Consider the following 22,187-nt stretch of genomic DNA (forward strand, 5'->3'; position numbering starts at 1 on the left):
GCTGCTGGCAGCTGCTCCATAGCCTCTGCCTTACCCCGTTCTGGCAGTTCAGGTCAAGCTCATCGCGAAGCTCAAAGCAGGTGCATGTAGGGCAGACTATCGTGCATGCAGAGCAGCTCAAGCATTTCTTTCCATTCTCTTCCCATATTCCCTGATTATCTGTTTTTATTTTGCCTAATTTCAGAGTTTTTGGAGAATTGATTTTTGCTTTTTTAATTTTCTTATTTGTTTTTTTAAAGAATTTTTTATTAAGCAATTTTTTACCCTTTTGAGTTTTGATGTCAATAACATAAGAAGCATTATTATCAAAAATCTTTAAATCATAATAATCCTTTAAGCCCATGGATTCGCAGAAGCTGTTTTCGCATACTTTGCCGCACGGAATCTCGACTATTACTGAATTATCTCGGCGGGCTTTGTAATTTATGTCAACCGGATCCTGCAGAAACAATTTGTCAAACCTTAGAACAGCGTTTGCATCGCATTTGTTCAGGAAAAGGACTGTTGTTTTGATTTCATCGCTGTCCGGCTTTATTTTATTATTTTCGAACAGGAAAAGCTCTTCCCTTTTCGGCAGGAAGAATTTTTTTGCAGGGTATAATGGGGCTTTAAAAACAACAAGGTCATTAGCTTGAACAACCTTGGCCCTTACGATCTCCTGCTGCACAGGGGCAATGAGATCAAATTTATCTGTGAGAAACTCCAAATAATCCTTAAAATCCTCTTTTTTTATCTCGTACAACATATTAAGAGTGATTTTATTATTAAAGTTTTTAAAGGTTATGTTTATCAGCAAAATCTCAATAAATAATAACGAAAGCCCTTTTCAATAGCCTCAAGCGAAGCGCTCAGTATGTTCTCATTAACGCCGATCGTTGCCCACTCATTCCCGTTATTTTTGAATTCTATGTAGACCCTTACTGAAGATTCTGCGCCCTTGTCCTCTGCGATCATAACTTTATAGTTGATAAGCTTTATGCCATCAAGCTGCCTGAAAGACGCCAAAAGCTTTTTGAAAGCATCGTATGCTGCATCAACAGGACCCTGCTCTTTTACAGGAGCAATTACTTCAGTTTCAGCTCCGTTTACATTGCCGGCCATAACGCACTCGGAGTAAAGCTCGCCACTTATATTTTCAGAAATGATCTTCCAGCCAGTTACTGCGAATAAAGGATTTTTTTTAAGAAAATGCTTATTTGCCAGCAAATATTTCTCAGCTTCCAGATCGCCTATGTCATAGCCTTTCTTTTCCAGAAGCTTGACATCATCAAGCATTTCTTTTATTCTTGGGTCTTTTTTGTCTGCTTGAATTCCAAACTGCTTCAGAACTTCAACGATGCTGGCAGAGCCTGAAAGGTCTGACAAAACAATATCGCGGGAATTGCCTACTGCTTCCGGATCAATATGCTCGTAAGAAGCGCCTTTGCTAAGCGCATCAACATGGATGCCCCCTTTATGTGAGAATGCGTTTTTTCCTACAAAAGGCTGATTAGGCTGCGGCCTGATATTCGCTAAAATATTAAACTTATCTGAAACCTCTCTTAGCTTTGAGAGATCAGCGTTTATCTGTATGTTTTTCTTCAATGCAATATTAGGAAGAATCTGGCACAGATCGGCATTGCCGCAGCGCTCCCCGACGCCGTTAATGGTTCCCTGAATATGGCCAACTTTACCTGCAGCGATCAATGTGTTTGCAACTGCGCAGCCGGAATCATTGTGGCAGTGGATGCCGAGCTGCGCATCTGGAAATGCAGCTCTGACTTCATTGACTATTCCGAGGATTTCATCAGGCAAACAGCCTCCATTCGTATCGCACAGAACAATGCAGGAAGCTCCTGCATCAATTGCCTTTTTAAGGCACTCTAATGCATATTCTTTATCGTCTTTAAAGCCGTCAAAGAAGTGCTCTGCATCAAAAAAAACTTCTATGCCGTTGTCATTGAGAAAGTTTATTGAATCGCTTATTGCATCAAGATTTTCATCTTTTGATGTTTTAAGCTGCTTCTCAATGTGCAAAATCCATGTCTTGCCGAATACTGCGGCAGCTGCTGCTTTCGAATCAAGAACTGCCTTGAGATTAAGGTCTTGCTCTGCTTTAAGCTCTTTTTTCCTTGTGCTGCAGAAAGCAGATATTCTGGAATGATTTAGCTTTAATTTTGAAGCTTCCAGGAATGCCTCCATGTCCTTTGGATTGGACCCGGGCCAGCCCAGTTCAATGTAATCAACTTTAAAATCGTCAAGGATCTTTGCGAACTCCAATTTATCCCTGACTGTCAGATTCACATCCTTGTTCTGGGTTCCGTCGCGAAGCGTTGTGTCATATATTATCATTTTAGCCTGCAGAAACTTTCTGCTGTGTTTTAAATAATAAATGTGATTTCTGCTATAGAACTTGTTTTTTTAGCTGATAAACCGGTATGGATCATAATATTGAAGAGTTAGTTTATGTATTTAAAGTTTATGTATTTGAATTTTTGGATTTGGCTTGGCAAAAACGAAACATTTATATATTTAATGTGTATACTGATAGTATATACAAGAGGTGTTTACATTGTATGAGCCGAGCTACCAAGGTCTTCCTGTGATAACGGTTCAAACCAGAAGAGGGCAGAAAAATGTTGTTGATGAATTAGTTGAATACGAAATGGATTTGGATGATGTGGTAGCGATACTAAATGAAGGCTATGAGTGCTCAAGAAGCAAAAGAAGAAAGGGTGTTTTAGAAAAATGTGTTGATAGAGGAGACAAAACGGTAAAAGTGGTTGTTCAGCGCGGGTTTATCGAACTTGACGGAAGAGAATGTTGGGAATTGATCCATGTTGGAAAATTTACAAGGAGGTAGATGAAAATGAAAGATGTATACGAAAATGAGATTTTATGTAAAACTTGCAATCAAAAAACTGTAAAAGGGCATATACTTAGAGACGGCTTTGAAATTAGGACGTGGGAATGCCAAAAATGCGGCAAGATATGGCATCATCCGCTGGATATGAATGAATACTTAAAATTCAATAAGCTGAAGCAGAAGCACTTTAAAGTAAAGTTAAGAAGAGTAGGCAATAGTTTTTCTGCCACCATCCCTAATGAGATCATAGAGTTTGAGGGCGTTAGCAAGCAAGGCAAAATAATTGATATGCAGCTAGAGTCTGCCAATAAAGTTGCTATTAATTTAAAGCCGTGAGAATTTTATTTTTAGATACTTGCGCTAAATCCAACAGCATTTCCATAAACATTATACATCCTGATCGTATCTGCATTAAACGGATATGCTATGATAATATGCGCTATTCCGCATTTGTTGAAAAATGTCAAGTCTGCCCCTGATGGCCTACTGCTGTAGCCAGGATGGGAATGCGCTGTCCCTATTATTTTTGAGGTTATAGGGAGATCAAGCGTCATGGATGTTGCATTGTTCGATGCCTGGTAAGTGTTAAATAAAACATCATTTATGATCAATTCTTTGTTTTTGAATTCCCCTTCCAATAAAACAACAAATTCCTTTGGGTAAGCCTGCTTTGCAAGATCGATTATTTTTTCAACAACTTCTTTTTCTACAATGATTTTATCGAATTCGTATTTATCAAAGCCGAAGAATTTCTTGAGTTGGTTTATTAAAAAAGTTTTAAGTGTCATTTGATGTATTGAATTCATAGAGGTATGATAAGATTTATAAAGATTGGCTTATTTACAAATAACAAAATGCAAGAAGAATCCTATAGACAGGTAAGTACAAAAGATTTAACAATTAATGAATTGAGAGCAAGTAGATTGCCTGATAACTCTTTAACTTCAATTTGGGTAAACTTTACAAGTAAATCAGACAAACACTACACAGCAGTTCATGTATACAGGCATGATGATGGGCCATATATTCTGCTCTGCGGGCTAGATAAAAAGTTATGTGATTTCAAGGAAGTTGAAAGAATTATTGTAAATGAAACAAACAGCAAGCCTGAAGGCAGCATAATAGGCAGAAATGAGGATATTTGTAGCATAATCCATCTCCGGCATAAACCGACACAAGCCATGGTAGCTAATTTCATAGAGAGGTATGAAAAGTATTTCTCAAATTTAAAAATCCCAGTGGCATTTTTTCACGACATACCAAAATCAGCTTATGAAAATTCGAACTTATCATTAGAAAAACTATCTTTTGAAAAAGTTACTTGAAACCACATTCCTGTATTGGTTTTTAACGTTTTCATTTCAAAAACTTCACAATCTTCTTCATCTCTTCAATAAAGACATTCGCTTCTTCTTCTGTGCTGTACAGGTACAAAGATGCCCTTGCGCTTCCTTTCATTTGGTGCGCATTGAACCATGAATGAACGCAGTGAGCTCCGCTTCTGATCATTATGTTGGCGGACTGGTCAAGGATCATTGCAATATTATGCGGATCCATTCCTTTTATATTGAAGCTTATTATTCCGCCTCTCTGCTCTGCATCTTTCGGGCCAATAAGATCGAAGCCATTTATTTTCAACAATTCCTCTGTTATTTTCCTGTTCAGCTTCAATTCATGCTGCTCAATATCCCCTTTTCCGGTTCTCATCAGATAATTTGCTGCTTCTGCAAAGCCGATAATTCCGGCATAATTCTGCAGCCCGGCTTCAAGCCTTTCAGGCAGCTCTTCAAATTCTGCTGTTGAATAAGTTGTATCTTTCACAGTGTCGCCGCCTACAATGAAAGGCGATAATTTTTCAAGCAATTCCTGCTTTCCATAAAGGCAGCCAGTTCCTGTTGGGCCAAGCATCTTATGGCCTGAAAATGCAATAAAATCAGCATCAAGCTTCCTGACATCAACTTCTTTATGAGGAATGGACTGCGCGCAGTCAAGCATTACAGCAACTTTATTGTCATGCGCAATTTTTATTATTTCTTTTGCATTTATTGAAGTTCCATCCAGATTAGAACTGTGCACCATCGAGATTAGCTTTGTTTTATTTGTTATTTTATTTTTTAAATCTTCCGGATCATTGAAATCAGCAATCTGATGAATAATGCCTTTTGTCTCCTTTAATCTCTGCCATGGAAGCAAGTTTGAATTATGCTCTTTGTCTGTTGTGAGCACTTCATCGCCTTCTTCAAGAGAAAATGCATTCGCAACCAGATTGATGCTTTCTGTTGTGTTTTTTGTGAAGATTATTTCCTTTTCTTTTCTTGCATTTATGAATTTTTGGATTGTTATTCTTGCTTTTCTGACTTCTTCCGTTACTCTTTTGCCCAAAGAATGAAGGCTTCTTCCGCCGCATGCCGGGAATTCATTATAATAGCGGTTCATTGCCTCAATTACTTGCCTTGGCTTCAATGACATGCATGCATTGTCAAAATATATTATTGGCCTGTTATTCCTCTTTCTATCTAGAATCAGGAAATCTTCTCTTATTTTTCGGACATTAATTGCCATATTTATCACAGGTTTCTTTGCAAGTGCAGTTAAGCCCTCCCCGACATATTGGTGAACACCCTGTCGGGCATTCGGAATTACTGCATGAAGGCAGGCTTTCTGATGCTGAAGGGTTGAAAATGCACGCCCCTCCTTGCAGCCCATTGCAGTTTTTGTACACAATCAAGTTATAAATGCCATGGCCAGACCATACTATGCTTGCTATAAACATTATGGTGAAAATCCATGAAATCAGCTCGAAATTTTTATATGTGAAGCCAGCAAGCCTTGGAGTTTTCCTCATCAGCTTTCCAGTAATTTGGCTTTTCAGCCTTTTATCTAATCCGGATTCGCATTTTCTTAATGTTAGCCTTCTGAAAACGCAGTCGAATGCCTCTTTTGCAAGCATTCTGTGTGTGGAGCTAAAAATGCCAAGAACCCCAAAAACAACTAAAGCGATAAGGCAGATCATTTTTCACTTAGCCGCAGCTTCCTGCAGATGGTCTAGAAGAGCTGGCTGAAGATAAAGTTCGGGAGCATTCTTTTGGCGCTGTATTGAATGCTGAGCATATAATCTCCTTCAGCTTGTCAGAATCCCACCTGTATTCTGAAGGAGATACATGCACGCCATTGACAACAAGTGTTTCAGAGCCCTGCACATCATACTGCTGGTTTAGTTCCCTGTCAACAGGGTACTGGGGATAACGGCTGCTAAGCCAGGTTGATTTATCGTTGTATAATGCTGTGATATTATACTGCCTGTCTATTGAATTAATGCACAAGCTTAACTTATCAGCATCGATCCCAGCAGACTTTATGCACTCATCAGATTTTTGCGATTTCACAAAACATTCCAGATAATCTGCATATTTGTTCTCCTGCTCTTTTTGTATGCAGTATTCTATGCTGTTGTCATCAATCTCTGTTTTGCCGTGCATTGCATAATACACAAATCTTGTCTTTATTTCTGCAGATTCGCCCAATAATTTCATTACGGGCACCAGTATTTCCTGCGCTTTGATTCCATAAGGGCAGTGGCTCATCACAAACAATTCAACTTTAGGCTTGTCTGTTTTTGGGTAAGACTGCGAACTGGCCTGCTGAGCAGCTGCTTCCAAAGATATTGCAGACGGGAACAGCAGGCTGCCGTCTTTTGATATATAAGAATCATATGACTGCCCGGCGATGTCAAACTTTATCTCATAAAGATTGTTTTTTTCTTCGGCGCTTTTCAGCACAGCTGCTGCCTGCCCCTGCAGCATATTTGTGTTTATGAAATCAATTGCCTTCTTTGCTGCTTCATCTTTTGATAAGCCAGATGTCTTGCCCTGCATTAAAGATGCTATTAATGATATCAGCAATACAACAGATACTGCCTGCCACATGTATAATTTCTTCATTTTCACTTTCGTATCATTCACCAGCCCGTATAAACTATAGTATCAATAAGATGAAACCATATATATTAATTTGTGAAACCCTGCGAAAAGCTTAAAAATAAGCCCGGATTAGCTGTTTCAATGATTCAAAACAAGAAGATTGTGCTCGGAATAGGAATGATCGCTGTGTTTCTGTTTGTTGTATTCTCAATAAGCTCATACTACAAAGAAAAAAATTCCCTTATATGCCCTGTGTTCGGGTGGAGTGTTTCTATTTTTGACCTGATACCTATTTTAGTGAGCCTTGGTGTTGTTGTCGGGGCTGCTACTCACTATACAATGTCATTCAAGGTTGAGGCAAAGGAAAAATCTTTGAAAAGGAACATTGACATAATATTCAAATTTTTGGCAGTAGAGGAAAGAAAAGTTGTGGAAAAGCTGCTTGAAAACAAGGGAAGGATGCTGCAAGCTGACATCACAAGACTGGAAGGCATGAATAAGCTCAGATCGCACAGAACAATTAAAAAATTAGTTGAGAAAGGCATTGTTAAGGTTGAGGGCTATGGAAAGACGAATGATGTAAGGCTGGTTAATGATATTATGGAAGGGCTGCTGTAGATTCTAAAAAGAAAAGTTTTTTAAGCATCAAATTTTATGTTCTCAATAATGAAGCTAACCTATGCTCATTGCAGCTTATTGGCGATTTTATTAGTTGCTGTTATCTTTACGAGCAGTTGCACTAAAACTCAAAGAGAGGCGCCATTTCAAATTCCGCAGAAGCCGTTTCAGCCTTTTCAAGAACAAGCTCGACAGAATCAGATGCCAGGCAATCCTTTAATTGACCACAATACATATATAACTTTTTCCAGTGACGGGAAAACCTGGGAGCAAGGCTCGTTAATCAGAAAATCTGCATCAGTCCCTGATTTGATTCAGCTTACAAGAGACGCAGGCAAATTCAAAAAAGACGACTTACTGGTTTATTTTGTTGATGCCTTGACAATGGCTGGCCCGTCAACTGAGCAAGTGGGAATTATTTCTTCCTCTGATTTAGGAAAAACTTGGGCAGAACAAGGCACCATTAAACTTAGCGGCAAAAAAAATAAGGGAGGTGTTGTTGACCCATCTATAGTTCAGCTAGAGGATGGCTCTTTGAGGCTTTACTTTTTTGGACCAGATATTACAAGCGGCGATCCCGCCAAACAGGAGGGCAAACATAAAGTTTATTCTGCCAAATCCTCTGATGGAATGAATTTTGTTGCGGAAGAGGGCACCAGATTTGAGGACAACAGCCTGACTGATCCTGAGGTGATTTATTTCAACGGCAAATGGCTCATGTACTATTCTGTTGGAGCCTCATCTGAATTAGCAACTTCAAATGATGGATTGAACTTTATAGCTGTTGACATAGAAGGAGGGAATGTTGGAGGAGTTCCCGGGGCATTGGCACTCGACAATGGAGTCAGGCTTTTTGCCTGCGGAAAGGGAATAGCTACTGCAACATCTACAGACGGCGTGAATTTTAAGTTGGAACAAATCGATATCCTAAATACAGATGGGATAGTTTGTGACCCTGCTGCTGTGAAACTAGCAGATGGCAAATATGCTATGATTTATAAAGCAATTGAAGGAGAGCAAAAGCCGCAATCAGACGGCCAATCCCAACAGGCACAATCGCAATTTTGTCCAGATGGCATTTGTGATGATTTTGAGATAAGAGAAGGAGTATGTTCTAAAGACTGCGCTGGTGTTGAGGGATGGCAGGCAAAAAAACAAGTGCAAGAAGTACAGCCTGAGCAGCGAACACAAACAATACAAACTCAGGTGTCAGAGCCTATCTCTGTAAAAGCTATTAATTCCACATACAAAACAGTTTCATCAAAACCAACTGGATGGTTTAAAACAGGCCAGGATGCAGACATCATGCTCGCAGGAATAGATTTTAATAATGCAGGCGGCTCTCTTTTGTTCAACCACCCCGGAAATGTTGCAAGCGATGGAACGCATCTTCTTTTAGCTGATAGAAATAACAACCGGATTCTAATATGGAACAAACTTCCAGCCAGCAACATAGCTCCTGATTTGGTGCTTGGCCAAAAAGATTTCTATTCCAACAACCCCGGTAAGGGGCTTGATCAGCTAAATTGGCCTGTCAGCGTTTCAGCTGCAAACGGCAAAATAGTGGTGGCCGATACTTACAATGACCGCATTTTAATCTGGAACTCTTTCCCAACAAAAAATGGACAATCTGCTGATATGGAAATAAAAGATATAGGTATAGGCGGGCCTGCTGATTCAAAAGATATGGAAACTGCTAAACGCCGTATTGGCTGGCCTTGGGCAGTCTGGACTGACGGAAAGAAACTAATTGTAGCCAGCACCGGATCAGCTTCTGTTTTGATATGGAACTCTTTCCCCATTCAAAATAATCAGGCTGCTGATATTGTTCTTTTTGCCGGAGGAAAGTTTGGCACTCCACGCTCAATTGGCAGCGATGGCAAGCATCTTCTAATTGGCGATCACAATGCCAAGCCGAACAATGGCGGCCAAGGAAACTTTCTTTGGAATAGCTTTCCTACCAAAGATGATGAGCCTTATGACTTTTTTGTTTTCACACCATTTAGAATGGGTGAAAAAATACCGTTTCAAGAAGGCCCTGGGCAGCTAGTGCAGGGCGATATAATGTGGGGCGGGGCATTTACGCCAGATGGCAAATTTATTGTGGTAACCAACAAGCTTTTTATTTGGGACTCTTTCCCTGAAAATGAAAATGACGCAGCTGATTTAGTTGTAGGCACGAGCAGCGCTCCAGGAGAAAAAAAAGAGGGCTATGCTTTCATTGGGGGAGACGGCTCAGGAGCAGCTTTTGCAGATGGCAAACTATATATAGGGCTTTATAATGGCAATAAAATCGTTGCTTACAATGAGCTGCCAACTAAGGCAGACCAAAAGCCTGATTTTGCTATCGGCTCGCCAGACATTGATACCAACACACTGGGAACAAATTACTTTGCCAATAACCCAAACCCCCTCACTGATGGAAAGAGCTTGTTTGTCATTTCGAATTTTGATCATATAATGCATGTATGGAAAAATCTGCCTGACCAAAGCGGAGCAAAGCCTGATTTTGTTTATGAGTTTTTTCCTCCGCCGCAGCACGCTTCTATTGTACGCAATTCGTTGGTTATAGACACAGGCAATAGAATGTTTGTATGGAAAAAATTGCCGCTGAATGGGGAGACGCCAGATGTTACATTTGATGGTAAAATCAGCAACATAGATATTGCAAAAATAAATGGCGTAGCTGGTGACGAAAAATACTTTTATATCTCCACCATGGAAAACAAAACCTATGTTTGGGAAGATGTGCCAGCCCAAAACACAACCCCTAAAATTATAATAAACACAGCACTTGGGGGAGCTGGAGGCAAAGGTGGCGGAAGTGTTTACAGCGACGGCACTTACATTACAACTATCTCAACTTTTGAGCACATGGTAAAAATTTATCGTGTTGCAGACTTAATTTCAAACCCAAAAAATCCGCCTCAACCAATGACAGTTGGCAGGCCAGGCGGGATGTTTAATCTGCCTGAAAGTGCTTTAGTCCGCAACAACCATCTTTTTGTTGCTGACACAGTGCCCAGCAGAGTTTTAGTTTGGAACAATGTTGAAGATGCTGTTGCTGGCAATGAACCAGATGTTGTTTTAGGTGCAGAAAGTTTAACAGAAAAACTTCCAGAAATTGGAAGAGATAAGCTTTTCTGGCCTTCTGGAATGGACTTTGATGGAAGCTATTTATGGGTTGGAGAATTCAAGTTTTCAGGCAGAGTGCTGAGATTTGGTGTTGGGTGAGATGTGATGTTTTAGGCATTGGCAGAATACAATCAAATCTCTTCCAGCTCATCAACCTCTGCACACAATTCTTTCACGTGCTGAACAGTTCTTTCAAACTGCTTTTTCTCATCTTCATCCAGATCAAACTCAATCACTTTCTCAACTCCGTCTTTGCCTAATACTGCAGGGACTCCAATAAAATACCCTCCAACGCCATATTCTTTATCGCAATAGGCAGCACAGGGCAGCAGTTTTTTCCTGTCATTCAGTATGGCATCGATCATTTCTACAATTGAAGAAGCAGGAGCATAATACGCAGAGCCTGTTTTTAGCAGATTAACAATTTCAATGCCGCCATTCCTTGTCCTTTCAACCAGCTTACCGATCTTCTCAGCCGGCAACAGCTCTGTAATCGGCTTTCCAGCTGTTGTTGTTTTGCTTATCAATGGCACCATGTCATCGCCATGGCTGCCAAGAACAAATGCTTCAATCTTTTTTGCGTCAATATTCAGCTCTTCAGCAATAAATGTTTTAAATCTTGTTGTGTCAAGAACACCTGCCATGCCAATCACCTTGTTTTTTGAAAAATTGCTTATTTTTGCAGCCAGATAAACCATTGCATCTAAAGGATTTGTTACAACAATTAATATGGCATTCTGCGAATATTTAACCGCGCTCTCTACAACGCCTTTTACAATAGACACATTTGTTTTGAGCAGATCCTCCCTCGTCATTCCAAGCTTTCTGGCAATGCCTGCTGTTATAACTATAATGTCAGAGCCCTTTGTATCCTCATAGTTGTTTGTTCCAATAATCTCATGATCAAAGCCTTCAATAGGCCCGGATTCCAATATGTCAAGGGCTTTTCCCTGCGGCACGCCTTCGACAATATCAACTAACACAATATCTGCCAGATTCTTCAAGGCAAGCAGATGCGCTGCTGTTGCGCCGACATTTCCTGCTCCAATGATTGTTATTTTTGCCATCTTAAAACCCGAGCTTTTCATTCACAAAGATCAAAGTTATTTTGCGATTCGGCATTATCTCCCTTTCAAACAGCAAGATCTTTCCAATTGCGCTGCCCCCATAGCCTATGCTTTTCATCCTCTTGTCTTCCAAAGGAAAACAATGCTCTCTGACTCGCTTAAACCCCTCTTCCAAGCTCGAAACAATCTTCTGCGCTCCGACAACCCATATAATGTTATCTGAGGAAAATGCATATGCAGGAATCTGGCTTCCGGAGGCGCTTGCAACCAGAACTTCGCCTGTTTTAACAACTGCATGGACGCTGCCTATAAAGAATTGGGAGCTTATGCTATTTTTTCTAAGCTCTGTTTGTTTTGCCTCATTTTTCTCAGCAAGGATTTCGTCTTTTAAATTTTTCCAGGGATGCTTTTTGGATTTAAGCAAGTCAACAAATCCCATCTGCTCCAATGTTGTAGAGCCGCCTGTCATGATCTCTGATTTTTCAGGGATCAGATTTTTTAGCCTTTCCAATGCCTTTTCTTTTGTTTCTACAAGCTCAGCAGTTATGCCTCTGGCTTTTAAAGCTTTGATTGCTTCATTGATTGTTTCAAGTGATGCTAACTTGTTGAAGTCTGTCATTTTTATCGCCTTCCTGCCCCAAAATAATCTGTGCCAATTAGATGTTAAGGTCTTGTACTTTTTAAATATTACTGAATCTTAGCTATTCCTTCCATTATCTTCTGCCTGAAAATTTCATATCTCCAGTTGCTCAGCTTTTCTCCGTTAATGAAAAATGTAGGAGTTGCATCAACACCCATATCTTCAGCTTTCCTCATGTCCCTTGCAACATAAGGCGCTTTTGCCCCTGAATCAAGGCAGTTGCTGAAGTTTTTCATGTCTAATTTTAGTTCTTTTGCATAGTTTTTCAGATTTCTTGGCGTCGGATCATCCAAGTTTGCATGCACTTTGTCAACAAATTCCCAAAATTTTCCCTGGTCATTCGCGCATTCTGATGCTTCTGCTGCTTTAAACGCATATTGGTGCATTGGCAGCGGAAAATGCGCGTATTCCAGCTTTACATCATTTTTGAATTCATCCATTATTTTGTTGATAGTTGGATGGGCTGCCTTGCATGCAGGGCATTGGAGATCAGAAAACTCTGTTATTGTTATGCGAGCGCTTTCATTGCCTAAAACAGGCCTTGGCGTGTAAATTTCGGGGTAATAAGGCTTATTAACATTTTTTAAATAAAAAAACAAAACTACCAGAATGATAAGAATAAAAAAACTATAACTCAGATATTTTTTCTTTAGCTTCATTTTATCTTTGCCTCATAAAGCCTCATCAAAAGTGAATTCCCGACAACGCTGACGCTGCTGAATGCCATTGCCGCAGCTGCTATGATCGGATTCAATAAAAAGCCAGTAAATGGGTATAAGATTCCTGCTGCAATCGGAATCCCGGCTGTATTGTAAAAAAATGCCCAGAACAGGTTCTGCCTTATCTTCCTTATTGTATAAGCGCTCAGGTCAATTGCGGTAACAACATCTCTCAGATCATTTTTGATCAAAACAATATTCCCTGTTTCAAGTGCAACATCTGTTCCGGCTCCGATTGCAATTCCTATATCTGCCTGCGCAAGAGCAGGAGCATCATTTATGCCATCGCCGACAAATGCAACAATTTCGCCTTTATCCTGCAGCTTCCTGACTTCCTTTTCCTTGTCTTCAGGCAGCACTTCTGCAAGCACTTTGTCAATTCCGACCTGCCCTGCGATTGCGCCTGCTGTTCTTTTATTGTCGCCAGTTATCATAATGACTTCCTTCTTCATCTTATGAAGCTGCTCAACTGCTTCTTTAGAATATTCTTTTAATGTATCCGCAACTGCGACCATGCCAATTACCCTGTTCCTCAGCGCAACGAGCATCACAGTATTGCCAAGATTCTCAAGCTCGGCAATTTTCGGCTCTATAATCCTTAACGGGAAATTCTCCATCATTTTTCTGTTGCCGATTATGATTTCTTCATTTTTGTACTTTGCTTTAACGCCTTTTCCAGGAACTGCAATAAAAGATGAGGCACCGGTAAGTTTTATTTTTAATTCATCGCATTTTCTTATGATTGCTTCTGCAAGAGGATGCTCTGAGTTTTTCTCTGCAATCCCTGCAAATCTTATGATCTCCCTGTCTGTAATATTTGAAACAGAAACAATCTTTGTAACTTCTGGCTTTCCTTTTGTCAGGGTTCCTGTTTTGTCAAAGACAATTGCTGTCAGTTTATGCGCTGTCTCCAGTGCTTCTCCTGATTTTATCAGTATGCCGTTTTCTGCACCTTTCCCGGAGCCAACCATTATGGCAGTTGGCGTTGCCAGTCCAAGCGCGCATGGGCAGGCTATTATCAAAACTGCAATGAAAATGCTCAATGAAAACACAAAACTTTGGCCAAACAGCATCCAAAGGGCAAATGACAGGACTGCAATCCCGATAACTGTTGGAACGAAATAGCTGCTTACTTTATCAGCCAGCCTTTGTATCGGCGCTTTGCTGCCCTGCGCTTCCTCAACAAGCTTTATTATCTGCGACAACACAGTGTCTTTTCCTACTTTGGTTGCCTTGAATTTCAGAGCGCCGTTCTTGTTGATTGTAGCTCCGATCACATTGTCGCCGATTTTCTTTTCAACAGGAATGCTTTCGCCCGAGATCATTGACTCGTCAACTGCTGAATGCCCTTCAATTACAATGCCGTCAACCGGGATTTTCTCACCTGGCTTTATCAGCACGATATCCCCGGTGACAACATCATCAATGCTTACTTCAAGTTCTTTCCCGGACCTTATGACTCTTGCTGTTTTTGCCTGCAGGCCCATCAGCTTCTTTATCGCCTCTGATGTCTTGCCTTTCATTACTGCTTCCAGCAGTTTGCCCAGCAAAATGAATGTGATGATGATGGCTGCTGTATCATAATAAACTCCGCTTTTGAAAACATCAGGAATAAAAGTTACAAGAGCGCTGTAAATATAGGCTGCGCTTGTGCCCACTGCAATTAAAGTGTCCATATTTGCGGATTTATTTTTTAATGCTATCCACATTCCTGCATAAAACCTTCTTGCTAGAATCAATTGCACAGGCGTTGTCAACGCGAACAGGACATAATTTGTGTAAGGCACAATTATCCTGAACCATTCTGGAAATGACAGCACAAAAATAGGAATGCTCAGCAAAAACCCGAAAAAAACCTCGATTTGCAGCCTTCTTATTTCTCTTTGCCTTGCCTCCTTCTCCTTGTCAGCTGATGCTGTTTCTTCGATCGGCTCGTAGCCTGCATTCTTTATTGCTTTCTTGATCTCACCAATATTTGCAAGAGCTGTATTAAATCTGACTATCGCTTTCTGATTAACAAGCAAGTCTTTTGAAACAACGCCTTTGATTGTGCTTAACGCATCGCTTACTGCGCCGACACAATGCGGGTTGTCCATGCCGATGATTTTTAATTTTATCTCGGAAATGCCTTTCTCATTTGTTGCGCTTTCTTTTTTCTCTTCTTTTATTATCCCATAGCCTGTTTTTTCTATAGTTTTTTCTATCTCATCCTGATTTATTTTATTTTTATCAAATTCAACAGCTGCCTTTTCAGATGCAAAATTCACGCCGGCATTGATTATGCCCTTTGCTTTTTTCAGCGATTTCTCTATTGTGTTTGCGCAGCTTGCGCAGTGCATGCCCGTTATTTTTATTGTTGTTTTCATTTTTTAGCCTTTATTTTGCAGCTGTTTAAATTGGATGATGTGCTTATTAAGATTAAGATCAATAACAGGGCAATAAATGCATTAACAAAAATATTAAATCCGGATATCAGCATGCCAATGCCGATTGTCGCGCTTGAAAAAGACAAAAGCAGAGGGGCGCATGTAGGGCAGACTGAAGTGAACAAGGCAGGAATTATTGCGAAATAACCATATGTTTTCTTACGCAAAGATAAATTCAACCTGAGACTGTAAATGTTCAGTGAAAATATCAACCCGGAAAGGAGTGAGATTACAATTAAAAAAAACAAATTTAATGGCGTCCACAAATCAATTCTTACATAAAAGTTTGACAGCAAAATAAAGTTCCATGCAAAAATGTAGATTGATGAAAAGACCAATGTAAAAACTGCAAAAAGCATCAAATAGGCCCAGTTGCCTAATACGCAGCTTATTCCATTCAGGCTTTGTTTTATTCTATTCATTGAGGATAATGATTTTTTACTTCATTATTCAAGTTTATTAATATTTATTTTTTATTTATTTTTCTAAAAGCTGACCTTTACAGCCATCTTCATGGCCATTTTTACACTTATTTCTTTATTTCCTTACGATGGCCAGCATCATCATATTCATAAAGCTTGCCTTCTTCTTCACCATTGCATAATTTATGCGAACCATCGCAGAAAGGCTGGTTTTTCGACAAGCCGCACATGCAGATCCATGCAGACTCCTTCTGCGGTTTAATTTCAAGCGGTACATTCGCCGCCTTTATTACTTTTCTACTCATTGTCTCACCTCTCTTTTATTTTTAAAATAAAATAACGCCTTTATTTGATTTTTCCATTGAAATAATTGTACAGCCAGGCAAACAATGCCCCTGCTATTGCGCCTATAACCATGACCTCGACTAGCCCAAGTACCACGCTTCCAATTGAAACATTTGCTTTCGCTATCAATGTAAGATCAATGCCGTGGAATATGGCATTAAAAAATTTTAATGACCCTGCGGGCCACAATGCAATAATCGCAGCGCAGGCCAGTGAAAGTATTCCGCCTACGATGGCCAATGCCAATGCTGTTGTTTTTACACTTAATTTTTCCATTTTTTAGCGCCTCTTATTTCATATTTTTGTTTGCCATTCGCATTTTACACTTTAATGGCATTTGCCTTTATGCATATCTTTCATAATGAAGAAATGCATCAGCGGGCACAACAACAAAATAAGCCAATATAGGTAATTTTTGCCAATCCCAAAAAAATATGCAGCTGCGATTAATAAAATTAAGACCGCCAAGCAGCATACCAGCATAGTTATGCCTTTTGTATGCTTTACGCCTTTGCAGCCTTCTTCGGCTGTTCTTTTTTTGCCGGCAATTTTCTTCATTTAACAGCACCCTTTCTTTCCTTTTCCCATTTTCTTCACCTCCAGTTGATTTTACCTTTGCACTGCGTGCTTTGTGATCTCGATATTGCAGCTGTGATGCTCTTTGCACCATTTCTGGCATTTTTCAGCCCATTTCTTGTCTTTGTAGGCAAAATTGCATTCTTCACAGATGAAAAGCTCTTTGTCGCTTTTAATTTCTTGCTTTACCATTTTGCACCATTTCCTCGAAGTTTATCAGTGATTGGATTTGGGACCTGTTTGGATGTATGATTGGCCTTTTCCTCTTGATTAGCTTTATCGCCTCGATTGCAGTTTTGCCTTCTAAAATGAAATATGCTGCTACAAGTGTTGGAGCCCTTGCGTGACCATGCTCACAATGAACATATACCTTGACTTCATTATCGACCAGCTTCTTAATAAAATTTGCCCCAATCAAAAGCTGTTTAAATGCCGGCGCTTTGTGGTCTTTTGTAGGCAGCCACAAATAATAGCCTACGCCAAATGGCTGGTCTAGCCTCATTTCTTCCAAGCTTATGTCAGCTCTAACGCCCTTTTTTATCAAGGATTTCTTAAAATGAGAGCTGCAGCACTGGTTTGTGCCAATGTAAATAAGCTTTGTGATTTCGGAATATTCAAAAATCGGTTTTTCTGGATGGATATTTTCAGGCATTTTTATTTTCCTCGTTCATTTTATTTGCATCATCTTTCACCCGCAACTATTTTCTCGCAAAACTCGTGCATGTGCTTGTCTATAAGGTTCATCAGGGGCTTTATTGTTTTTTTGTTTAGCGCGTATATCCTGTGCTTGCCTTTTTTTGCCATAAAAACAAATCCGCACTTTTCAAGCCTTTCAAGATTGTGTGAAACAGTTGTTTGGTTGAAATCAAGCAGCTTGCAGATCTCGGAAACGCATTTAGGCGCTTTTCTCAATGTGTTTATTATCTCTAGCCTTCTTTCATTGTCCAGCGTCCCGAAGAATGTTTTATATGCCTTTTTAATCATATGTTGAGATAAGCATATGTTATTTATAAATGTTTCTGTTTTTTATGCCTTTACAAACAGCCCGCACCAGCACATTGGCTGCATTCCTGGCCTGGGCCTAAGCCATGTTTCATGAATGAAGAAGTTACAAGGGCAGATAAGCTCCATGTCTTTTTCAAATGTTCCATCTCTCAATCTGCACGGGCACAGCTTCAGGCCGTGCTTTTGCTCATTTGACAATACGCCGTCTGCAACAATCTCAACATGCTTTCTGTCAGGGTTCAGCTTAAACGATCCGTTCTTTTTACTGAAAACATCCCAGACCCCGATCAATTCTTGCTTGTCCATCTTGCGCTTGCTAAAGCTTCGTTAATTTTTTTGCTTCAGTTGCCTCTATTTTAACATACACATTGACATTCTTGCAGGTAGGGCATATTTCCGGGCCAGCCATTCCATAATGTATGTCGTTGCACACAGTGCACCTGAAAAACTGCTTGTCTGACATTTTTCACCTCATGAATGGGTTGCCGAATGCAGCGAATGCAATTACAGCATGAAGCATTACAGATGCTGCTAAAAGCCACCAGTAATAGCAGTGATATTTGTAGATTTTCATGTAAATCTTTGAATTGCTCAATGCTGCTGATTTTATGCCAATAATGCACCTGCATGAAAATAGAATCAAAAATAAAAAAACTATGTTTGCCCATCCCAATACATAAACGAACTTTATTCCGAGCGAAGGGTCTATTGCCATTTTACTCGACAATTATCGTTCCTGTAAATGCTGGGTTAAGATGGTCGTGGTATTTCCATGAGCCTTTGCTGTTGAATGTGAAGGAAAAGGACTCATCCTGAGCCAAGCTCCTGCATGCATCAAATTTGCTCCCTATGCAGCCCCCGCTTTCGGGATAAACTGAATGAGTTGGGTGCACAGCTGATGCTGGCCAATGGGCACTGCCGTCTTTATTTGTAAAAACAACAGTTTCACCTGCGCTGATAGCCAATGTCTTTGGGCTAAACCCGGATGATGTAATCTCGACAACATTCATTGCTGCTGATGTTTGCTGCTGCCCGGCTGTCTGCCCGCTGACATCAGTTACCTGCTGTCCGGTTTGCTGATTTCCTGCTGTTCCGCTAGTTGTTGTCTGCGCAGCGCATCCTGCTATTAAAACCAATGCGGCCAAAAACAAAACAAAATAAATTCTTTTCATTTTATCCACCCCCTATCTGATTAAAATTTAAGCTTGTAAACCCATGAAGGAATTTTTGCGCCTTTAACTTCATCATACTGCGGCCAATAGGGCTTTATGTCAATTATTGGCGTTCCATCAATGATATCGAGGCCCTTTACTTTAATTTTGTTATTCCTATGATCAACTTCCACCAGCTTCACAGTTGTTATTGCAATCGGATTCGGCCTTGCAGGGCATCTGCATGCAAAAATCCCTACAATCGGCACATCAGGATTGCCCTGCGGCTGATGCTCAATAACGCTGCTTTTGACCTTGTCCATCCAATAAACAACAATAATGTGAGAATAATCCTCTACACCCTTTAGCGCGCCTGTGAATTTTTTGTCTATCACTATTTCAGAAACTTCATCGGCAAAATTTCCGAATCTCAGTTCCTTGATATTGTTTCTTACAATGCCAATTGGTTTCAAGATTATGTCTTTCATTTTTCTCTTTATGAATTTGGTAAAATTTTATCAAGCTCTCCAGCCACATAAGCTACGATTTCTGAGCAGAGATTTTTTCTTTCAGGGCTATCGAACTTATAATCAGCAGTAAGCAGGTTACAACAAGTTACACTGTACTTTTCTTCAAATTTATCATAAATATGCTTGCTTAAGTCATTAGCTTTTTTAGAGTCTTCACTTTTCTCTGATCTGCCATAATGTAAGCCAATAGCCATTGTAGCCCCAGAAATTGCTCCACAAATGCATCCACTTCCCCCAATTCCTGCTCTAAAGCCTGTTGCAGAACGCAAAACTTCATCTGTAACTGGGTGTCCTGTTTGTTTCATTGCATGCAATACTGCTTCTGTACAACTATATCCTTCAAGATACAGTTTTTTTGCTGATTCAGCTAAACTCATTTTTTACCGCCTTTGTGTTTTGCATTATTCTTCCACAACTTTATGATCCATGAATAAACTAAAACAATCAAACCGATTAATGATATCACATAAAGCGCATTCAGGAAATTCCAATACCATGCATAACTGCCACTCATCATCCCATATCCCATCATGTTGCCTCCAATATTGCCGCTCATCATGTTAAATGAATTGCCCATCATGCCGCCCCCCATCATATTGTTTCCCGCCATCATTGACATCATAGACATCATTCCCTGGCTTGTTTCACCGCAGTAAATTGATTTTGCCATCTGAATATGCATCTGCTTGACTGCAGCAGAATCTTCGCCGCCCATCATAGTGTGCATCAGCTCATGCGCTTCTCCAGAATGCATCTGCTCCATGTAATAATCACCCATAGCCTCAAGCTGCGCATCCGTTAGTTTGCTGCAGCTAATGTTGGAATCGATAAGCTGCTTTGTTTCATTGAAGTTTTCTTTCGCTAAAACAAAGCCGGTGTTTAATGCCAAAACCAAAAATACTGCCAAAAATACTGCAAATGATATTTTCATTTTCCCCCCATGGCCATTAATGCCCTTTTCTTTTTATTTTTTTCTCTTTTTTGCTTAATTTTAGTCTTTTTTTCTCCCCTGCTTTTGTAAAGCATTATTGCAATGCCTGCGGCATTAGAGAGTATTCCTATTAAAATAAACCAAATCGTATAGCCTGAAAGGGAAGCCAGCGCTGATACTCCTATGAAAGGCAGTATATTCACAAGATAATGGCTGCAGCACAATATCATGCTTGTTGCGGATAATCCGCCAGATGCCACTGTTGTTGTGCATCCAATTGCGCTTTTATGCCTCAGATAAGTGAAAAGGCCAATCTGAAAGCCAAAGCCTCCGATCAGCAAAACAAGCAAAGGAGAATATTTTTTGATCTGCGCAACAGCCATGCTTGGAAAGCCAAGGCTCCAAAGCACTATGAAATTTAACAGTAAAATCAATAAAATCCCAATGATTCCATTTCTTACTGCCCTGTATTTAATGTCCATTTTCATTCTCCTTGATTTAATGTTTTTTAGCAAAGTCTGTTATTGAAGCCAATTGACCCAAGATATCTTCATTTTTGTCACCATAGCTTATAAGAATTTTATCTCCTTCGTTAAATACGTAATCTCTAAATTCAGTGTTTTCTTTCCTATTTATGTAAAATTTGAGGGATTTTTCTGCATTATTGCAATATTTTACTCCAGTATCTACTGTGAAGCAATCTTTTTCAAATTTCATTCCAATGCTTTCAAAGAAAATCCAAAGAGGAACCCCTGTTGCATGCATATGCAAGACACTTGAAGCATCTTCTTTATTTAGGTTATCATCCACATGAATAAAACTGCTCTTCATATGATATTTTTCATTTGCGAAGTTAATTGAATTTCCATTTATAAAAACTTTAAAATCAGCATGGGTGTGCCCTGAACCAAGCACCCCAATCGTTGATTTAGAATCCATATTGCACTGCAGCTGGCCACTGTCTATGCATGCGCTTACATCCATGCCGCAAGCATCGCAAAGCCCATCATTATTTTTGTCCATTAATTTTCTGGCCAGTTGCTTATCAAAGGCAGTTAAAGCCATTTGGCTTGCAGAATGCATTTCAGTTAATTGTTTATTGGGATTATTGCCCTGAAAATTTAAAAAAGACACTGTGCTGAAGATCAAAGCAATAGCAGCTATAACTAAAAGCCCGTATAATAAATAATCCTCTTTGTTTTTTATTTTATTTGCTGTTTTTCTTTTCATTTTTTCTCCATAAAAACATTGTGCATGTATATTTTTCCACCGCCAGGCTCTGTGTGAATGGATTCTTTAATATAGGCTATTTTAAAAGGGCCTGAAAAATACCTTAAAATAGCCTCCTTTGAAATGCTCTTGTCAAAATGATTTTTATCGCTGAAGCACTGGATATAAACCCTGCCATTGCCTTTCAATAAATTAATAAGCCTTTTAACATATTTTGGCTTGTCTTTATCAGGGATATGGTGAAAGCATCCCCTGTCAAAAATAAAGTCAAATTTTTTGTTTGTCTTGAATTTCAATACCTTGCCTACAAGATAATTGCAAGCCAAGCCTTTTCTTAGGCACCTTTCTTTTGCCATATTTACTGCTGCAGGGGATATGTCAACTCCTGTAACCTTAAACCCCTTTGAAGCCAGATAAATTGAGTTTGTACCTACTCCCGAACACATGTCAAGAACTTCTCCTGGCCTGATTTTACCCTGCTCAACAAGCTTCACAAGATTTTTTTCAGGATGTTCAGTATGCCAGGGAATTTTTTCCAGCCTGTTCTCCCTGTATATCCTGTCCCACCCGTTTTTTTCCATTCTTGCCTTCGTATTGCTTAACTAGCTTGCTAGCAGCATCCTTTTT

At 39.8% G+C, this 22,187-nt stretch carries 32 protein-coding genes; 6 read left to right on the forward strand and 26 right to left on the reverse strand.

The genetic code is table 11. From position 1 onward, the window contains the following. On the reverse strand, nucleotides 1-745 hold a 745-nt coding region (locus HYU07_01310), incomplete at its 3' end, for a 4Fe-4S dicluster domain-containing protein (GenBank protein MBI2128854.1). A 44-nt stretch (nucleotides 746-789) separates the two neighbouring features. Further along, nucleotides 790-2,331 carry a citramalate synthase gene (locus HYU07_01315; protein ID MBI2128855.1) on the reverse strand — a complete coding sequence of 514 codons (1,542 nt, stop codon included), beginning with the start codon at nucleotides 2,329-2,331 and terminating at the stop codon, nucleotides 790-792. Between the two features lie 220 nt (nucleotides 2,332-2,551). Here HYU07_01315 and HYU07_01320 point away from each other — a divergent pair, with 220 nt between their 5' ends. Both HYU07_01320 and HYU07_01325 read left to right on the forward strand, forming a co-directional pair. After that, complete coding sequence (locus HYU07_01320; GenBank protein MBI2128856.1) at nucleotides 2,552-2,842, forward strand: hypothetical protein; 291 nt, start codon at nucleotides 2,552-2,554, stop codon at nucleotides 2,840-2,842. 6 nt (nucleotides 2,843-2,848) lie between these two features. Continuing rightward, nucleotides 2,849-3,181, forward strand: a complete 333-nt coding sequence (locus tag HYU07_01325; protein ID MBI2128857.1) for a hypothetical protein — start codon at nucleotides 2,849-2,851, stop codon at nucleotides 3,179-3,181. 11 nt (nucleotides 3,182-3,192) lie between these two features. Here HYU07_01325 and HYU07_01330 read toward each other — a convergent pair whose 3' ends face one another. Next, a complete protein-coding gene (locus HYU07_01330; protein ID MBI2128858.1) occupies nucleotides 3,193-3,633 on the reverse strand; it encodes a Mov34/MPN/PAD-1 family protein in 441 nt (146 codons plus the stop codon). 66 nt (nucleotides 3,634-3,699) lie between these two features. On the opposite strand from HYU07_01330, the gene HYU07_01335 reads away from it, so the two are divergent. Continuing rightward, nucleotides 3,700-4,170 (forward strand): hypothetical protein, encoded by a 471-nt coding sequence (locus HYU07_01335; protein MBI2128859.1) that lies wholly within the window; start codon nucleotides 3,700-3,702, stop codon nucleotides 4,168-4,170. A 31-nt stretch (nucleotides 4,171-4,201) separates the two neighbouring features. On the opposite strand, the gene HYU07_01340 is transcribed toward HYU07_01335, so the two are convergent. From HYU07_01340 to HYU07_01350, 3 genes are read right to left on the reverse strand one after another with little or no spacing between them, the layout of a single operon-like run. Then, nucleotides 4,202-5,407 (reverse strand): cysteine desulfurase, encoded by a 1,206-nt coding sequence (locus tag HYU07_01340; GenBank protein MBI2128860.1) that lies wholly within the window; start codon nucleotides 5,405-5,407, stop codon nucleotides 4,202-4,204. Continuing rightward, nucleotides 5,397-5,858, reverse strand: a complete 462-nt coding sequence (locus HYU07_01345) for a hypothetical protein (GenBank protein MBI2128861.1) — start codon at nucleotides 5,856-5,858, stop codon at nucleotides 5,397-5,399. Before HYU07_01345 ends, HYU07_01340 begins: the two co-directional genes overlap by 11 nt. A 7-nt stretch (nucleotides 5,859-5,865) precedes the next feature. Next, nucleotides 5,866-6,786 (reverse strand): hypothetical protein, encoded by a 921-nt coding sequence (locus tag HYU07_01350; GenBank protein ID MBI2128862.1) that lies wholly within the window; start codon nucleotides 6,784-6,786, stop codon nucleotides 5,866-5,868. A 120-nt stretch (nucleotides 6,787-6,906) separates the two neighbouring features. Between HYU07_01350 and HYU07_01355 the strand changes: the two genes are divergently transcribed. Continuing rightward, nucleotides 6,907-7,383: a hypothetical protein gene (locus tag HYU07_01355; GenBank protein MBI2128863.1), complete on the forward strand. Its 477-nt coding sequence runs from the start codon at nucleotides 6,907-6,909 to the stop codon at nucleotides 7,381-7,383. 48 nt (nucleotides 7,384-7,431) lie between these two features. Continuing rightward, nucleotides 7,432-10,617 carry a hypothetical protein gene (locus HYU07_01360; GenBank protein ID MBI2128864.1) on the forward strand — a complete coding sequence of 1,062 codons (3,186 nt, stop codon included), beginning with the start codon at nucleotides 7,432-7,434 and terminating at the stop codon, nucleotides 10,615-10,617. Between the two features lie 32 nt (nucleotides 10,618-10,649). Here the strand turns inward: HYU07_01360 and mdh are convergent, their stop codons facing one another. From mdh to HYU07_01380, 4 genes are all read right to left on the reverse strand, one after another. Beyond that, nucleotides 10,650-11,585: a malate dehydrogenase gene (gene mdh, locus HYU07_01365; protein ID MBI2128865.1), complete on the reverse strand. Its 936-nt coding sequence runs from the start codon at nucleotides 11,583-11,585 to the stop codon at nucleotides 10,650-10,652. A 1-nt stretch (nucleotide 11,586) separates the two neighbouring features. Next, complete coding sequence (locus HYU07_01370) at nucleotides 11,587-12,204, reverse strand: lactate utilization protein (protein ID MBI2128866.1); 618 nt, start codon at nucleotides 12,202-12,204, stop codon at nucleotides 11,587-11,589. 68 nt (nucleotides 12,205-12,272) lie between these two features. Then, complete coding sequence (locus HYU07_01375; protein MBI2128867.1) at nucleotides 12,273-12,884, reverse strand: thioredoxin domain-containing protein; 612 nt, start codon at nucleotides 12,882-12,884, stop codon at nucleotides 12,273-12,275. After that, complete coding sequence (locus HYU07_01380) at nucleotides 12,881-15,310, reverse strand: heavy metal translocating P-type ATPase (protein ID MBI2128868.1); 2,430 nt, start codon at nucleotides 15,308-15,310, stop codon at nucleotides 12,881-12,883. The genes HYU07_01375 and HYU07_01380 overlap by 4 nt, the downstream gene beginning before the upstream one ends. 30 nt (nucleotides 15,311-15,340) lie before the next feature. On the opposite strand from HYU07_01380, the gene HYU07_01385 reads away from it, so the two are divergent. Then, on the forward strand, nucleotides 15,341-15,517 hold the full coding sequence (locus HYU07_01385; GenBank protein ID MBI2128869.1) for a hypothetical protein: 177 nt from the start codon (nucleotides 15,341-15,343) through the stop codon (nucleotides 15,515-15,517). A gap of 382 nt (nucleotides 15,518-15,899) precedes the next feature. On the opposite strand, the gene HYU07_01390 is transcribed toward HYU07_01385, so the two are convergent. From HYU07_01390 to HYU07_01465, 16 genes are all read right to left on the reverse strand, one after another. Beyond that, nucleotides 15,900-16,097: a CDGSH iron-sulfur domain-containing protein gene (locus HYU07_01390; GenBank protein ID MBI2128870.1), complete on the reverse strand. Its 198-nt coding sequence runs from the start codon at nucleotides 16,095-16,097 to the stop codon at nucleotides 15,900-15,902. A gap of 40 nt (nucleotides 16,098-16,137) precedes the next feature. Continuing rightward, nucleotides 16,138-16,413, reverse strand: coding sequence for a hypothetical protein (locus tag HYU07_01395; protein MBI2128871.1), 276 nt, complete (start codon nucleotides 16,411-16,413; stop codon nucleotides 16,138-16,140). A 51-nt stretch (nucleotides 16,414-16,464) separates the two neighbouring features. Then, on the reverse strand, nucleotides 16,465-16,620 hold the full coding sequence (locus tag HYU07_01400) for a DUF2933 domain-containing protein (GenBank protein ID MBI2128872.1): 156 nt from the start codon (nucleotides 16,618-16,620) through the stop codon (nucleotides 16,465-16,467). Between the two features lie 126 nt (nucleotides 16,621-16,746). Beyond that, nucleotides 16,747-16,905: a hypothetical protein gene (locus tag HYU07_01405; protein MBI2128873.1), complete on the reverse strand. Its 159-nt coding sequence runs from the start codon at nucleotides 16,903-16,905 to the stop codon at nucleotides 16,747-16,749. Then, nucleotides 16,886-17,365, reverse strand: a complete 480-nt coding sequence (locus HYU07_01410) for a dual specificity protein phosphatase family protein (GenBank protein MBI2128874.1) — start codon at nucleotides 17,363-17,365, stop codon at nucleotides 16,886-16,888. Before HYU07_01410 ends, HYU07_01405 begins: the two co-directional genes overlap by 20 nt. A 29-nt stretch (nucleotides 17,366-17,394) precedes the next feature. Further along, on the reverse strand, nucleotides 17,395-17,697 hold the full coding sequence (locus HYU07_01415; protein ID MBI2128875.1) for a winged helix-turn-helix transcriptional regulator: 303 nt from the start codon (nucleotides 17,695-17,697) through the stop codon (nucleotides 17,395-17,397). 42 nt (nucleotides 17,698-17,739) lie between these two features. Then, a complete protein-coding gene (locus HYU07_01420; GenBank protein ID MBI2128876.1) occupies nucleotides 17,740-18,024 on the reverse strand; it encodes a ferredoxin:thioredoxin reductase in 285 nt (94 codons plus the stop codon). Between the two features lie 10 nt (nucleotides 18,025-18,034). After that, nucleotides 18,035-18,181: a hypothetical protein gene (locus HYU07_01425; protein ID MBI2128877.1), complete on the reverse strand. Its 147-nt coding sequence runs from the start codon at nucleotides 18,179-18,181 to the stop codon at nucleotides 18,035-18,037. 3 nt (nucleotides 18,182-18,184) lie between these two features. Then, nucleotides 18,185-18,433 (reverse strand): hypothetical protein, encoded by a 249-nt coding sequence (locus HYU07_01430; GenBank protein ID MBI2128878.1) that lies wholly within the window; start codon nucleotides 18,431-18,433, stop codon nucleotides 18,185-18,187. A 1-nt stretch (nucleotide 18,434) separates the two neighbouring features. Beyond that, nucleotides 18,435-18,890 carry a cupredoxin domain-containing protein gene (locus tag HYU07_01435; GenBank protein ID MBI2128879.1) on the reverse strand — a complete coding sequence of 152 codons (456 nt, stop codon included), beginning with the start codon at nucleotides 18,888-18,890 and terminating at the stop codon, nucleotides 18,435-18,437. Between the two features lie 20 nt (nucleotides 18,891-18,910). After that, nucleotides 18,911-19,357 (reverse strand): tRNA (N6-threonylcarbamoyladenosine(37)-N6)-methyltransferase TrmO, encoded by a 447-nt coding sequence (gene tsaA / locus HYU07_01440; GenBank protein ID MBI2128880.1) that lies wholly within the window; start codon nucleotides 19,355-19,357, stop codon nucleotides 18,911-18,913. An 8-nt stretch (nucleotides 19,358-19,365) separates the two neighbouring features. Continuing rightward, nucleotides 19,366-19,776, reverse strand: coding sequence for a C-GCAxxG-C-C family protein (locus HYU07_01445; protein ID MBI2128881.1), 411 nt, complete (start codon nucleotides 19,774-19,776; stop codon nucleotides 19,366-19,368). Then, the gene (locus HYU07_01450; GenBank protein MBI2128882.1) at nucleotides 19,773-20,330 is read right to left on the reverse strand and encodes a hypothetical protein; all 558 of its coding nucleotides are present in this window, start codon (nucleotides 20,328-20,330) and stop codon (nucleotides 19,773-19,775) included. The genes HYU07_01445 and HYU07_01450 overlap by 4 nt, the downstream gene beginning before the upstream one ends. Next, entirely contained in the window at nucleotides 20,327-20,812 is a 486-nt protein-coding gene (locus HYU07_01455; protein MBI2128883.1) for a hypothetical protein, read from the reverse strand. Before HYU07_01455 ends, HYU07_01450 begins: the two co-directional genes overlap by 4 nt. A gap of 16 nt (nucleotides 20,813-20,828) precedes the next feature. Further along, nucleotides 20,829-21,560, reverse strand: a complete 732-nt coding sequence (locus HYU07_01460) for a hypothetical protein (GenBank protein ID MBI2128884.1) — start codon at nucleotides 21,558-21,560, stop codon at nucleotides 20,829-20,831. After that, nucleotides 21,557-22,141 (reverse strand): class I SAM-dependent methyltransferase, encoded by a 585-nt coding sequence (locus HYU07_01465; GenBank protein ID MBI2128885.1) that lies wholly within the window; start codon nucleotides 22,139-22,141, stop codon nucleotides 21,557-21,559. Before HYU07_01465 ends, HYU07_01460 begins: the two co-directional genes overlap by 4 nt. Nucleotides 22,142-22,187 lie beyond the last annotated feature (46 nt).

Source organism: Candidatus Woesearchaeota archaeon, assembly GCA_016180285.1.
Classification (GTDB): Archaea; Nanobdellota; Nanobdellia; order Woesearchaeales; family JACPBO01; genus JACPBO01.